At 58.6% G+C, this 12984-nt stretch carries 14 protein-coding genes; 9 read left to right on the top strand and 5 right to left on the bottom strand.

The features are described from left to right. Nucleotides 1–10 precede the first annotated feature (10 nt). The 3 genes from GQ39_RS15510 to GQ39_RS15520 all read right to left on the bottom strand — a co-directional run bounded on the left by GQ39_RS15510 (nucleotide 11) and on the right by GQ39_RS15520 (nucleotide 3532). Nucleotides 11–838, bottom strand: a complete 828-nt coding sequence (locus tag GQ39_RS15510; protein ID WP_047531285.1) for an arylamine N-acetyltransferase family protein — start codon at nucleotides 836–838, stop codon at nucleotides 11–13. Nucleotides 839–951: 113 nt separating this feature from the next. Continuing rightward, nucleotides 952–1746 (bottom strand): exodeoxyribonuclease III, encoded by a 795-nt coding sequence (gene xth / locus GQ39_RS15515; protein WP_047531287.1) that lies wholly within the window; start codon nucleotides 1744–1746, stop codon nucleotides 952–954. Between the two features lie 214 nt (nucleotides 1747–1960). Then, on the bottom strand, nucleotides 1961–3532 hold the full coding sequence (locus tag GQ39_RS15520; protein WP_236693111.1) for a sensor domain-containing diguanylate cyclase: 1572 nt from the start codon (nucleotides 3530–3532) through the stop codon (nucleotides 1961–1963). Nucleotides 3533–3723: 191 nt separating this feature from the next. On the opposite strand from GQ39_RS15520, the gene GQ39_RS15525 reads away from it, so the two are divergent. Further along, a complete protein-coding gene (locus tag GQ39_RS15525; protein ID WP_047531291.1) occupies nucleotides 3724–4191 on the top strand; it encodes a hypothetical protein in 468 nt (155 codons plus the stop codon). A 97-nt stretch (nucleotides 4192–4288) separates the two neighbouring features. Here GQ39_RS15525 and GQ39_RS15530 read toward each other — a convergent pair whose 3' ends face one another. Continuing rightward, a complete protein-coding gene (locus GQ39_RS15530; RefSeq protein WP_047531293.1) occupies nucleotides 4289–6040 on the bottom strand; it encodes a L,D-transpeptidase family protein in 1752 nt (583 codons plus the stop codon). Between the two features lie 83 nt (nucleotides 6041–6123). Here GQ39_RS15530 and GQ39_RS15535 point away from each other — a divergent pair, with 83 nt between their 5' ends. The 6 genes from GQ39_RS15535 to GQ39_RS15560 all read left to right on the top strand — a co-directional run bounded on the left by GQ39_RS15535 (nucleotide 6124) and on the right by GQ39_RS15560 (nucleotide 9920). Continuing rightward, nucleotides 6124–6828 (top strand): murein L,D-transpeptidase catalytic domain family protein, encoded by a 705-nt coding sequence (locus GQ39_RS15535; protein WP_047531295.1) that lies wholly within the window; start codon nucleotides 6124–6126, stop codon nucleotides 6826–6828. An 87-nt stretch (nucleotides 6829–6915) separates the two neighbouring features. After that, nucleotides 6916–7308, top strand: a complete 393-nt coding sequence (locus tag GQ39_RS15540; RefSeq protein ID WP_047531297.1) for a hypothetical protein — start codon at nucleotides 6916–6918, stop codon at nucleotides 7306–7308. Between the two features lie 112 nt (nucleotides 7309–7420). Beyond that, complete coding sequence (locus tag GQ39_RS15545; protein WP_047531299.1) at nucleotides 7421–7690, top strand: heavy-metal-associated domain-containing protein; 270 nt, start codon at nucleotides 7421–7423, stop codon at nucleotides 7688–7690. A 178-nt stretch (nucleotides 7691–7868) separates the two neighbouring features. Then, entirely contained in the window at nucleotides 7869–8633 is a 765-nt protein-coding gene (locus GQ39_RS15550) for a transporter substrate-binding domain-containing protein (RefSeq protein WP_442961749.1), read from the top strand. A 139-nt stretch (nucleotides 8634–8772) separates the two neighbouring features. Further along, nucleotides 8773–9081, top strand: coding sequence for a transposase (locus GQ39_RS33400; RefSeq protein ID WP_047527362.1), 309 nt, complete (start codon nucleotides 8773–8775; stop codon nucleotides 9079–9081). Nucleotides 9082–9089: 8 nt separating this feature from the next. After that, nucleotides 9090–9920 (top strand): IS3 family transposase, encoded by an 831-nt coding sequence (locus GQ39_RS15560; RefSeq protein ID WP_236693133.1) that lies wholly within the window; start codon nucleotides 9090–9092, stop codon nucleotides 9918–9920. A 51-nt stretch (nucleotides 9921–9971) separates the two neighbouring features. On the opposite strand, the gene GQ39_RS15565 is transcribed toward GQ39_RS15560, so the two are convergent. Next, nucleotides 9972–10193: a hypothetical protein gene (locus tag GQ39_RS15565; protein ID WP_047531303.1), complete on the bottom strand. Its 222-nt coding sequence runs from the start codon at nucleotides 10191–10193 to the stop codon at nucleotides 9972–9974. A 602-nt stretch (nucleotides 10194–10795) separates the two neighbouring features. On the opposite strand from GQ39_RS15565, the gene dusA reads away from it, so the two are divergent. Continuing rightward, nucleotides 10796–11791, top strand: a complete 996-nt coding sequence (gene dusA, locus GQ39_RS15570; RefSeq protein WP_081997926.1) for a tRNA dihydrouridine(20/20a) synthase DusA — start codon at nucleotides 10796–10798, stop codon at nucleotides 11789–11791. Nucleotides 11792–11969: 178 nt separating this feature from the next. Next, nucleotides 11970–12896: a transaldolase gene (gene tal, locus GQ39_RS15575; protein ID WP_047531305.1), complete on the top strand. Its 927-nt coding sequence runs from the start codon at nucleotides 11970–11972 to the stop codon at nucleotides 12894–12896. Nucleotides 12897–12984: the final 88 nt, after the last annotated feature.

Consider the following 12984-nt stretch of genomic DNA (forward strand, 5'->3'; position numbering starts at 1 on the left):
GATTAACCGCCTATTGCGTCACTATCAATCGCTCAAGTGTGCGCACCAACGTCGCTTGGGGTGGCACACGTATATCGAACTCGCTTTCCAGCAAGTCGATTAACTCCTGTACATCGGCCACCTGCCGGCGTTCGCTGTCACGCCCCAGGCGATGAATCGCAAAACTGCCGTTGTTGAGCGTACGTCGCCACCCCTCCCCGGTCCGCGCCACCATCAATTGCCTGGTGAACGTTGATTCGGGGTGAGTCGAGACATACCAGTTGCCGACGGCGTAATCGATGTCTTCCTGGCGCTGCAGGTCGAAGATGTACATCGCTCGCCATTCGTCAGCGACCCTGGCGCTCAGGATGTAGCCATCGGCGTGCCGTTCGATGCGATACGACTCATGTGGCGTGAGTTGTTCATCGGCGATATCGAGCAGCAGCGGCGCAGTCGGCACCATGCCGCCGAAGCCGACGTCGCTGATGTAACGCACGCCGTCCAGGGTGACCAGGCTCAAGCGGTGAGTGCGGGCTGTCCACGCGCCTTCGGGCTGGCCCATGACCACCCGGCCGCTGATCCCACGCGCCTCGAATCCGAGCGACTGAAGCAAGGCCAGGTACAGATTATTGAGTTCATAGCAGTACCCACCTCGCCCCTCATGCAGGACTTTCTTCTCGACCGAGGGCAAGTCGATCAGCACGGGTTCGCCGGATAACGTGGTCAGGTTTTCAAACGGGAACACGCCGGTATGGCGCAATTGCAGTTGTCGCAGGGTTTCCAGGGTCGGCGCCGGGGGCGCGCCGAAACCCAGGCGTCGCAGGTATAACGCGAGGTCGGTCAGGCGTGGCTCGCTCATTGTTCAGTCCTTATGCACGCAGGCTGCGGATCGTTCCGCCGATGGGCGCTATGTATAAGGGAAGAACCGCCGTGGCCGACAATTGAATTAACCAATCGCCCACACTCCTAATGTCAACGACGTTTGCGCGAATCCAGTTGAATCCAGGTCGGTGCGTGGTCGCTGGCGTGGGCTTCGTTGCGCACCCAGGCATCGACGCCAGCCGCCTGCAGATAAGGGCTCAAGGCCGGATTGAGCAGCAGGTGGTCGATGCGCAAGCCTGAATTCTTCTGCCAGTGTTGGCGAAAATAATCCCAAAAGGTGTAGAGCCGATCCTGCGGATACAGGTGTCGCAAGGCGTCGGTCCAGCCCTGATCCAGAAGGCGCTGATAACACTCGCGGCTCTCGGGTTGCAGCAGCGCATCCTTGAGCCACGAACGCGGGTTGTAGATGTCCAGGTCAGTCGGCACCACGTTGTAGTCACCGGCGAGCACCACCGGATGCTCGCTGCGCTGAAGGTCCCTGGCATAGGTAATCAGGCGCTCGAACCACGCCAGCTTGTAGTCGAACTTCGGCCCCGGCTGCGGGTTGCCATTGGGCAAGTACAGGCAGCCCACCAGCACGCCGTGAACGGCGGCTTCCAGGTACCGGCTCTGGCTATCGCCGTCATCGCCCGGCAAGCCTCGCCGGCTCTCCAGGGGCTGCGCATCCCGCGCCAGAATCGCCACGCCGTTCCACGCGGTCTGCCCCTGCCAGACGGCACCGTAACCGATGGCCTCCAGCTCAGCGGCGGGGAACATACTGTCCACCGACTTGAGTTCCTGCAAACAGGCGATGTCCGGTTGCTCACGTTCGAGCCAGGCCAGCAGGTTCGGCAACCGGGCGCGCATGCCGTTGACGTTGAACGTCGCGATTCGCAACTTTTTCATGGCCATCAGTCCTGTTACCAAGGGTGTCCTGATTGTGACCCTGATGGCTCGCAGTGGTTGCGCTGGCTGGCGCGTATACGGCGTAACAGATGCGTAGCCCTATTCCGGGCTCGGCAAAGCTAGCCGAACTCTAGACGATCAAATGAATGAGATCTGACAGGCAGACAATCGGTTGCTCAATGTGTTGCAGGGTAGAAACAGCCACGGGCGGACTTCAACGATCCGAACGCGCCAACACCTCGACACCGCCCTCCATCGACAGCACCGCCGAGCGATTGCGCCCCGAGTGTTTGGCCTGATAGAGCGCCGCATCGGCCCGCTGGATGAACACTTCCATGCTGTCGTGCCCCGTCGGCACAAACGAGTAACAACCGAGGCTGACCGTCACATAACCGGTAGGCGACCCGCTGTGTTTGATGTTTTTGTCCATGACGCTGCGGCGAATGTGTTCGGCAATGGTCATGGCGCCGTGGATGTCCGTGTCGGGCAGTAGCACAGCAAACTCTTCACCACCATACCGCACCGCCAGATCGGCCTTGCGATGGCAGCAATTTTTCACCGATCGCGCCACTTGGGCCAGGCAGTGATCACCGACCACATGACCATAGGTGTCGTTGTAGCGCTTGAAAAAATCGATATCGATCATGATCAGGCTCAGCGCACTCTGCTGCCTGGCGCCACGCCCGAACTCGATGTCGAGCGCACGCTCGAACAAGCGGCGATTGCCCAGACCGGTCAGGCTGTCATGGGTGGCAATCAGCTCCAGCGCTTCCTGGGCCTTGCGCAGATCCGCCTCGACTCGCTCGCCGACGCGCACCTGGCGAATGAACACCCAACCGAACACCCCCACACCGAGCATGACCAGGGCAACGATGAGGCAGGAATGAAACGCGGTTTCGTACCACCCCGCAAGAATCGTGTCCTTCGACGAAGCCGCCGAGACCACCAGTGGATAAGCCTCCAATTGTCGGTAGCCAAACAAGCGGACAACGCCGTCCACCAACGAAGTCGACATGGCGCTGCCGGAGGGCGCCCGGGGCAGGAATTTCTCGAAGACTTCGCTCCTGGCCAACGACGTGCCGATCTTCGACTCGATGAAGGGCCGGCGTGCCAGCAACGTTCCATCGGTCAACCCGAGGAACATCGAGCCGTTGTCGTCGATGCTGAAGCTTTTGAAGAACTGGTCGAAGTACGACATTTTGATCCCGGCCATCAACACGCCCTGGAACTGACCGTTCTTGTCGTTCACCCGCCTGGAAACCGGAATGATCCACTCACCGTTTTCCCGGCTGCGAATCGCCGGGCCGATGTGCGCCACGGTCGACACATTTTGCTGATGGAACTTGAAGTACTCGCGATCCGCGACGCCAGAACCGCGAGGCATGTTGTCGAACGAAGTCACCACCCACTGCCCTTTCTGATCGAACAGAAAGATGCCGTGCAATTGATTCAGCGCCTGCACGCGTCGGGCAAAGGTTTTCTGCAGGCGAGGTCGCTGGGGCGGGCCAAACCCGTCGATTTGAATCCAGTCCACCAGACTGGTGAGCACCAGATCGGCCTTCATGAACGTATCTTCAGCCTGCTGCGCCATGGCTCGCGTCAGGTTCGACGAAGCGATCTGGGCCTGGCGCAGGTCGTGGCTGCGGGACTGCTCCAGTTGCAGGTAAAGCAAACCACACAGGCACAGACACACGGCGGCGATGAAAAGCACCGCAGCCTTGCGCAACGGCAGGCGTTTCGATGCGACGCTCGGGGCGTGATGCGGATCATCTGGGCGTAAGAGCAAAAAAATCATCCTGTAGGGGCAATGCATGGGCACCGGCCCAAAACCCCCTCATTTTTGTGCGCGCAGTCTACGGGTTTATCGAGGATAAATGGCAACCACTTGCCCGGTGGTGACGCGGACATGACCCAAGGCAAAAACTGCATCCCCCAGGAGGAGCTACGATTAGTCATACATCAAGACAGGGAATCGAAATGACCAAGGCAGACGAACTCGCCGCAAAGCTCAAACACACCCGGCATACCAGCGCTGATCAGGTCATCGACAGCTGGCCGGGCCAGGTCTACGAGCTGTATCACCGCATCGAGACCTGGCTGCAGCCCTTGATAGAGGCCGGCTTGACCCTGCGGCGCAATCCCACGCACGTGTTCGAGCGCCACCCCGATGGCGAGACGTATGACTATGCCATCGACCAGTTGGTGATCACCGGCCACGACCACAGCATGATCTTCGACCCCGTCGCCCGCTTCACGGAAGATGGCGAAGGGCGTGTCGAGATCCACTGTGATAGCAACGAAATGGCACTGTTGCGCACCCTTGACGAACACGGTGAAACCCACTGGTGGCTTCAAGTCGTCGAGCAAGCCGCACAACAAGCGGATGCGGTGGCCTTGACTGAAAACGGACTGCTGTCGGTGGTGCAACAAGGGCTGGAACTGTAGCGGGTCACCGCTTTTCATAGGCGTCCGGCGTGCCGGCGAAAGCGTCATTGAGAGCGCCTTCGCCGGCACGCCGGACCCTACCGGTCCAACATTCCGCTCACTGCTTGCTTTGTTCAGTCACCACCAACGCCGTTTCCGTTCGGGGCAACTCCAGGGCTGGCAGCTTCGTGGGCAGGTTCAACTCTCGCAGTACCGGGGAGTCATAGCCATAGACGTCAGGTTTGAAGGTCACCCGGCCATCCTTGCTCAGGTCGACGGTCCAGTAAGCCAGCAGCACCGGCACCTTGACCGGCAGCATAATGTTTTCGGTTCGTCCATTGGCCAGTTGCTTTTGAATGCCTTCGCTATTCCAGCGCACCGGGTCGTTGAACAGCAACTCGACCAGTTGCAGCGGGTTTTCCACCCGGATGCATCCGGAACTGGTGGCCCGCACGGACCTGGCGAACAGCTCGCGGTGCGGCGTATCGTGCAGGTAAATGGCGTAGTCGTTGGGGAAACGAATCACCACCTGCCCGAGGGAGTTCTCGGGGCCGGCATCCTGGCGCAAGGTAAGGCCCTTTGCGCTGGACCAGTCGACGGTTGACGGTTCGAGCACGTTGCCCTGGCGATCGAGCACGCGGATCCGGTTGGCGGCCAGGTAGCCGGGATTCTGTTGAATCTTGGGCAACATATCCTGGACCAGAATCGTCGGCGGCACGGTCCAGGTCGGGTTGAACGTCACGTAGGTAATCTCGGACTGAAACACCGGCGTGCTGCGAAACGGCTTGCCGACCTGTACCCGGGAGCGCCAGATCGGCTGGCCATCACGGTACAGCGCGACCTTGTAGCCGGCGATGTCGACGACCACAAAGGTGCCCTGCAGTTTGTAGAGCAACCAACGCGCCCGCTCCATGTTCACCCGGACCTGATCGATCCGCGCTTCAACAGGCACATTCAATGCCTCCAGCGTCGTCTTCCCCGCCACGCCATCGGCGCCCAGGTATTGTTCGGTCTGATATTTCTTCACGGCAGCAATGACGCTGTCGTCGTAGTCGCTTCGTTTGCCCTTGGTCGGGGCCAGGTAGCCGGCTGCTACCAAACGGGCACGCAACTGCGCGACCGCCACACCGTCCATGCCGGGTTTAAGCGACTGCCCTTCGGCCACTTTCGGCCAACCGCCAGCGTCCCGAACCTTGCGCAGCTGCGCCAGGCTTTCACGCATGTTGCGATATACCGTTTCCTGCGGCGGTGCCTGGGAGAAGGCCCGGGCGACATCGTGGGCATCGAGTGCGGCGAAGAAACTGTTCATGTCCTCGCGAGGATCGACACCGACGGGGTCGAAGTTCCAGTGGAAGTCCAGCCGCGACGGGTCGACTTTACCGCGTCGCAACTGCAGCAACGCCGTGATGTAAGTACGGGTTGCCGCCAGGTCGAACGCCGCCGATTGCGCGGGGGTCGGCGCGGTAGCCTGCAACGCCAGTCGTGCCTGCTCCAGTTCGGCAATCCGGAAATCCTGCGGGACCAGACCGTCGATTTGCGTGTCGTTGAGGCTCTTCAGCAACTGGGCGACGTCGCGCCCATCCGTCCACGCCGCCCGATAGTTGCGATGGGAATAGAAATCCAGGACGACCCGATTGATGTCCAGCCGCTGATGCCTGCGCGCAGTGAGCAACGGAGGAAAGGCCGATTGCAGGGGTTCGAGCACCGCTTGTATGGCTTGGCCAACGACATCATTGGGCCCGGCGCCCTGAACCACGATTGGCGGAGTTTCCGGCATGATTGCCGAAGTTTCACCGAATGCCGTGCCGCTGATCAGAAAGACCATAAAAAATACGCGGCTTATGACGAATAACCTTGTTAATTGCCCCATGGATAATCCTTAATCTCCTGCAAATCAAAAGGCTAGCGTCCTATTCGCTGCTAGACTCGAACTATTCCTGATGAGACTGACTTATGGCGCTACATCGCTTTGGCCTCCCGCTCACAGCCCTGCTGTTGACGTCGGCTTTCCTGCCAGCAGCCTACGCTGATTCTCTTGAAATCGCTCTGGCCAAAGCCGCGCCAAATGCCAATGCCAAAGTCATCGCCCTGGCGGTACACGCCACCCAATGCACCCGCGCCCAAGGCGCAGCCCCCGCGCAGAGACTGGCAGTGATTGATTACTCACTGCCTTCGACCGAACAACGCCTGTGGGTGTTCGATCTGAAAAAACGCACATTGCTCTTTCACGAACTCGTCGCCCACGGCCGCAACAGCGGCGAAAACATGGCCACCCAATTCTCTAACCAGAATGAAAGTTACGCCACTAGCTTGGGCCTGTTCCGCACGCAAGAAAGCTACCTCGGCTCGAACGGTTACTCATTGCGCATGGAAGGCCTGGAGCCAGGCTTTAACGATAACGCGTTCGAGCGAGCAATCGTCATTCATGGCGCACCGTACGTCAGCCCGGTCCTGGCACGCGCCAACGGCCGCATCGGCAGAAGCCTGGGTTGCCCGGCGGTCAGGCCGGCGATTGCCCATCGGCTGATCGACTCGATGAAAGATGGGCAACTGCTGTTTTCCTACTACCCGGATCAGCGTTGGCTGAAGTCTTCTTCCTACATTAATTGTGGGAGCGGCACCGTGGCGTCGTCAGAACAGGCCACTAAACGCCAGTAATCAAAAAGGCATCGTTTGATATGAATCAATGGCAGCCACTCGCCGGGGAATAAGCTCAGAACACTTCCTCCGTCAGGGTACACGGCCATGCACAAGCACTTCACATCACTCGTCGCCGCGCTGCTCATCAGCAGCCCATTGATTGCTTTGGCGGCGAATGAACCGCCCGCCAGCAACTCGCCAACCGCATCGGCCACCGCCACCCCGCAAGACAAGGCGTTGAGCGAGCAGATGCAAAAAATGCAGGCCGCCCACGATAAAATGGCCGCTGCCAAAACCCCGGCTGAACGTCAGATCGCCATGCAGGAAGGCATGGACGCGATGCGCGGCGGCATGAGCATGATGCACGGTCATTGCCAAGGCATGGGGATGGGCAAAGGCATGGCCGGTGGCCAGGACCGCTCGAACCAGATGATGGACATGATGATGAAAATGATGGATCAGCAATCGAGCATGATGAAGATGCCGATGGGGCAATAGCCTCCCGAGAACAGCGCTTGACCTTGCCATCGTGGCAAGGCCAAACATCACCTCACGTCATCACAGCGCTGGCAGGCACTGCCCGCTACTCACGCTCAAAGAGGTTTACGCAATGAACGGTACTGAACTGCAAGTCGAAGGCATGAGCTGCGGTAGCTGCGTCAAACACATCACCGCTGCACTGCAACCGCTCGCTGGAGTGGGTGAGGTCAACGTCGATTTAGCGTCCGGTCGAGTCAAGGTCACCGGGAATGCCGAAAGCGATGTTCTCCTGTCGGCACTGAAGGACGCCGGCTATCCGGCCAGCGTGAAGACAGAAGATCATTGCGAAGGCTCGAAGAAAAAGCCTGGCTGCGGCGGTTCAGGTTGCTGCTGTCACTAAAACCGCGTCGCCTGTAAAACCGATCATCCAGACGGCAACCGCACTTGAACAAGGGCGTTCCACAGAAGTGGAACGCCCTTTTTGTTGCCAATGACAGCAAAAAGACGGGTTCACTACACTCAGTCCTCTTCGACCCTCACAAAAGCCCGAAAAAATGAAAATCCCACAAAGCGCGATAATGCTCAGCGGCCTGCTCGCTCTATCCCTCGGTGCGTCGGCGGAAGGCACCTCACATCTGGATAGCGTCATCCAGCAAGGCCAACTGCGCGTCTGCACGACGGGCGACTACAACCCCTACACCTCCAAAGGCCAAGACGGCGAATACGCCGGGATCGACATCGCCATGGCCCGATCCCTGGCCGACAGCCTCGGCGTGAAGGTCGAGTGGGTGCCCACCACCTGGAAAACCCTGATGCCGGACATGCTCGCCGGCAAATGCGACATCGGCATGGGCGGTATCTCGGTCACTCTCGAGCGGCAGAAAAAGGCCTTCTTCAGCACCACGCTGGACGTCGACGGCAAAATCCCGCTGGTGCGCTGCGAAGACCAGGCGCAGTACCAGACCCTCGAGCAGATCAACCAACCCTCGGTTCGCCTGGTCGAACCGGCCGGCGGCACCAACGAAGCCTTCGTTCACGCCCTACTGCCCAAGGCGCAACTGCAACTGCACGACAACGTCACCATTTTCCAGGAGCTGCTGGACAAGAAGGCTGACGTGATGATCACCGACGCCTCGGAAGCGCTGTACCAGCAGAAACTCAAACCGGGACTGTGCGCGGTCAACCCGACGCAATACATGCAATACGGCGAAAAAGCCTATCTGCTGCCCCGCGACGACATGACCTGGAAGCTGTACGTCGATCAGTGGCTGCACCTGGCCAAGGCGACAGGCAATTACCAGAAGATTCTGCGGCAGTGGCTGGCGGTGCCTGACGCGAAGTAACGTGTCCCACCTGACTACGGTGAAAGAACACAGCCCTGTAGGAGCCAGCTTGCCGGCACCTACAGAGGTCAAACTGAACTGGCCTAATGATCCCGGACACCTCTTAAGGGCGATATGATTCGCCCAATCAGGAGGTTCCATGCAAGAGCGAAAGACCTATACCCGCGAGTTCAAGCAACGTGCTGCAAGCATGGTTCTTGACGACAACTGTTCAGTTTCCGACGTCTGCGCATCGATGGATGTCGGCCCTACGGCTCTGCGCCGCTGGGTTGATCAGGTGCGTAAAGAACGTCAGAAAGGGCAACCCGTAGCAGGTACTAAAGCGATCAGCGACGAGCAGCGAGAACTCCAACAATTACGCGCCAAGATCAAACGCCTGGAGACTGAGGCCGAAATCTTAAAAAAGGCTACCGCTCTCTTGATGTCGGATCCCGATCGTTTTTCCTGATTGAGGAGCTGAGAGAGTCAAGCTCGTATCCGACCAGCCAGCTTTGCAGTGCTCTGGGCGTTTCTCGCAGCGCGTTCTATGACTGGCGCCATCGCCGCTCAGTACCAAATACCGAGCGTGATGCGCTCAGGGCAAAGGTCGTACAGCTGCATGCTGAAAGTAGGGAAAGTGCCGGTGCGAGAATGATCTCCCAGTGCTTGAAGGCTCAGCGGCTCAAGGTTGGAAGGTATCTAGCAGGAAGACTGATGGCGGAGGCGAATCTGGTTAGCAGACAGCGCCGCCGCCATCAATACCGCTCCAGGGGCGTCGAAGCATTTGTGGCCAAGAACCTGCTCGAACGTAACTTCGAGCCAACAGCAATCAATCAGGTCTGGTGTGGCGACGTTACCAGCCTGATGGTCGGGAAACGCTGGTATCACTTGGCGGTGGTCATTGATCTGTTCGCCCGCCGAATCGTTGGCTGGGCGTTTTCTCTGATCAATGACGCCAACCTGGTTAGCAGGGCGCTGAAAATGGCAGTGGAGGTTCGAGGCAAACATGCGGGCTTGATGTTTCATTCGGATCAAGGCTGCCAATACACCAGCCAGCGTTTTCAGTCCGATCTGCTGGATCATGGGATAACGCAAAGCATGAGCCGCAGGGGGCAGTGCTGGGACAATGCGCCAACAGAGCGTTTCTTCGGGACGCTCAAATCAGAGTGGGTGCCCACCAAGGGCTACACGACAGTTGAAGAAGCCAGGCAGGATATGACCAGCTTCTTTATGCGATACAACCGAATCAGGCTCCACAGCTACAACAACTACCTGTCGCCAATAGCCATGGAGCAAAAAGCGGCATAAACACCGTAATCGGTGTCCGGGGTTACTTGACCAGTTCAAAACCGAACACCGTCAGTCGTCGTGCAGCAAACCCGAGCTGTACTCGCCGAAGCTGTTGCTCAACGCATTGCCATGGAAATTCATCTTGTTGGGGTTGCTGTTGGTAGGCCCCGGACCAAAGCCAGCGGACGGCACGGATTCGGCCGAATACGTTTCATGAGACGTCACACCCGAACAGGCGCTCAACAGCAAAGCACCGGCGATGAGCGAGACTTTGAAGAGGTTTGAGATCATTTTTCGGGTTCCTGTGGGGTGGGTAAGCGGAGGCTGGGTCTTGTCCGTTCATCCTAGGCCGCAGGTGTGTCGGGGATTATGAAACTTTTGTTGGTTACAGCGTTGGTTCAGGTAGTGCGGTTTCTGAATGAAAAAAGGAGTGATCTTCTTCATCAGTATCGTTCCTAGAATTGATAAAGGAACTGCCAGCATCACTTCCACATGATGGGTGGCAGCTGTGCGCAGGTGTGGAAGACCGGGGATCTAGGAACCCGGCGCACCCGAAAGTGCCCCGCGTACAGCCGCCATAATTTAACAGCAGACATGAAAAAAGCGCCTGCTTAAATTCAGGTGGCGCCTTGTGCGCCTAGATCTTGTGAAGGGCTTCCACACCCTTGTCGCTGATTTTGCAGCGACTGTAGAAGGGTATCGGGGTGGCTAGGGGAATAACAATATGGGCAATGACGACGCGAGTTGAGGGAGATTTCCAACATTTGCGATATGGCATCAACGGCGTGGAAGTTCACAAGGCGCGGTTGCATTACCTCGAACGTGAATCTCAGCGAATAGCCCAATCCTGTTAAACTCCCCCACCTCCCAGCCTCACCGATTCCAGATCCCCAATGTCCGTAACCAACTCCACACCTGCCCCGCTTTCCCGTCGTTTTTCCGTTGCGCCGATGATGGATTGGACCGACCGCCATTGCCGCTTCTTCCTGCGCCTACTCTCAAAAAACGCCCTTCTCTACACTGAAATGGTCACCACCGGTGCTCTGCTCAATGGCGATCACGAGCGTTTCTTGCGCCATAACGAAGCCGAGCATCCACTCGCGCTTCAGCTCGGCGGCAGCGTTCCGCTGGATCTGGCCGCCTGTGCCCGCATGGCGCAGGACCACGGCTACGACGAGGTGAACCTGAATGTCGGGTGCCCGAGTGATCGGGTGCAGAACAACATGATCGGTGCGTGCCTGATGGGGCATCCGCAGTTGGTGGCTGATTGTGTGAAGGCGATGCGTGATGCGGTGTCGATTCCGGTGACGGTGAAGCATCGCATCGGCATCAATGGGCGGGACAGTTACGAAGCGTTGTGTGATTTCGTGGGGACGGTTCGGGATGCCGGGTGCACCAGTTTTACCGTGCATGCGCGGATTGCGATTCTGGAGGGGTTGTCGCCGAAGGAGAACCGCGACATTCCGCCCCTGCGTTATGACGTGGCGGCGCGGTTGAAGGCGGATTTTCCGGAGCTGGAGATCATTCTCAACGGCGGCATCAAGACGCTGGAAGCCTGTCACGAGCATTTGCAGACGTTCGACGGTGTGATGCTCGGTCGTGAGGCGTATCACAACCCTTATGTAATGGCCGAGGTGGACCAGCAGTTGTTCGGCAGCAAGGCGCCGGTGATCACTCGCGCCGAGGCGTTGGCGCAATTGCGGCCTTATATTGCTGCGCACATCAATGCCGGCGGTTCGATGCACCACATTACCCGGCATGTGCTAGGCCTGGGCACCGGGTTTCCGGGTGCGCGCAAATTCCGGCAGTTGCTGTCGGTGGATATCCACAAGGCCAAAGACCCGCTGGCGTTGCTGGATCAGGCGGCGGCGTTGCTTGAAGGGCGCTGACGGTCGGTTGCTTTGAACCTGTGGTCTGTTTTGGCATCGTATTTACCGATACCGCGCCCCGCCTTTCAAACAGCCGTTTTCAGGTTGTTGCCGCAGGGGCCATCGATACACGTAAGCGCCCTTGAGTGGCTGTCAGCGCTCGGGTAATGTCATCAGACCCATAGGACAGAGCACGCCCATGACTTCCAAGCTGGAACAACTCAAACAAATGACCACCGTCGTTGCCGACACCGGCGACTTCGAAGCAATCGCTCGGGTTAAACCGGTAGACGCCACCACCAACCCTTCCTTGCTGCTCAAAGCGGCGGCGATTCCTGCTTACGCTGAATTGCTGAATGCTTGCGTCAACGACTGCAAGGGTGATGTGGGCCTGGCTAGCGACCGGTTTGGCGTTGCAGTGGGCCAAGAAATCCTGAAAGTGATCCCGGGGCGCATTTCCACCGAGGTGGATGCGCGCCTGTCGTTCGACACTGACGCCGTATTGAAGCGCGCGCATCGTCTGATCGAACTGTACGAAAAGGCCGGCATCGGCCGCGACCGCGTGCTGATCAAAATCGCCTCCACCTGGGAAGGCATCCGCGCGGCGGAGATTCTGGAAAAGGAAGGCATCCAGACCAACCTGACCCTGCTATTTTCCTTCGCTCAGGCGGCTGCTTGCGCTGACGCCGGGGTGTTCCTGATTTCGCCGTTCGTGGGCCGTATCTACGACTGGTACAAGAAAGCCAACGGCAACGACTACACCGGCGCGGACGATCCGGGCGTGCAGTCGGTGACGCGCATCTACAACTACTACAAGGCCAACGGCTACAAAACCGTCGTGATGGGCGCGAGCTTCCGCAACCTGGGCCAGATCGAACACCTGGCCGGCTGCGACCGTCTGACCATCAGCCCGGACCTGATCGACAAGCTGGCGGCGGACACTGGCAAGCTGGAGCGCAAACTGGCGCAAGGGCATGCCGGCGAAGCACGTTTGAGCCTGAATGAAGCGCAGTTCCGCTGGTTGTCCAACGAGGACGCGATGGCGACCGAGAAACTGGCTGAAGGTATTCGTCAGTTCGCGCGCGATCAGGAGAAACTCGAAGCATTGCTGCAAGCCAAGCTGTGATCTAGTTCAGCGCACGTGCAAAAAAGGGCGAACCATTGGGTTCGCCCTTTTTTTTGCGCATCAGACAATAGGTTGGCTTCGCAAGGGC

Origin of the sequence: Pseudomonas sp. 11/12A (assembly GCF_000800055.1) — a bacterium.
Classification (GTDB): Bacteria; Pseudomonadota; Gammaproteobacteria; order Pseudomonadales; family Pseudomonadaceae; genus Aquipseudomonas; species Aquipseudomonas mohnii.

Excerpts from the sequence above, each read along its gene's own strand:
- GQ39_RS15510 (WP_047531285.1), bottom strand. The coding sequence starts at position 838 with ATGAGCGAGCCACGCCTGACCGACCTCGCGTTATACCTGCGACGCCTG.
- xth (WP_047531287.1), bottom strand. The coding sequence starts at position 1,746 with ATGAAAAAGTTGCGAATCGCGACGTTCAACGTCAACGGCATGCGCGCC.
- GQ39_RS15525 (WP_047531291.1), top strand. The coding sequence starts at position 3,724 with ATGACCAAGGCAGACGAACTCGCCGCAAAGCTCAAACACACCCGGCAT.
- GQ39_RS15530 (WP_047531293.1), bottom strand. The coding sequence starts at position 6,040 with ATGGGGCAATTAACAAGGTTATTCGTCATAAGCCGCGTATTTTTTATG.
- GQ39_RS15535 (WP_047531295.1), top strand. The coding sequence starts at position 6,124 with ATGGCGCTACATCGCTTTGGCCTCCCGCTCACAGCCCTGCTGTTGACG.
- GQ39_RS15540 (WP_047531297.1), top strand. The coding sequence starts at position 6,916 with ATGCACAAGCACTTCACATCACTCGTCGCCGCGCTGCTCATCAGCAGC.
- GQ39_RS15545 (WP_047531299.1), top strand. The coding sequence starts at position 7,421 with ATGAACGGTACTGAACTGCAAGTCGAAGGCATGAGCTGCGGTAGCTGC.
- GQ39_RS15550 (WP_442961749.1), top strand. The coding sequence starts at position 7,869 with ATGCTCAGCGGCCTGCTCGCTCTATCCCTCGGTGCGTCGGCGGAAGGC.
- GQ39_RS33400 (WP_047527362.1), top strand. The coding sequence starts at position 8,773 with ATGCAAGAGCGAAAGACCTATACCCGCGAGTTCAAGCAACGTGCTGCA.
- GQ39_RS15565 (WP_047531303.1), bottom strand. The coding sequence starts at position 10,193 with ATGATCTCAAACCTCTTCAAAGTCTCGCTCATCGCCGGTGCTTTGCTG.
- dusA (WP_081997926.1), top strand. The coding sequence starts at position 10,796 with ATGTCCGTAACCAACTCCACACCTGCCCCGCTTTCCCGTCGTTTTTCC.
- tal (WP_047531305.1), top strand. The coding sequence starts at position 11,970 with ATGACTTCCAAGCTGGAACAACTCAAACAAATGACCACCGTCGTTGCC.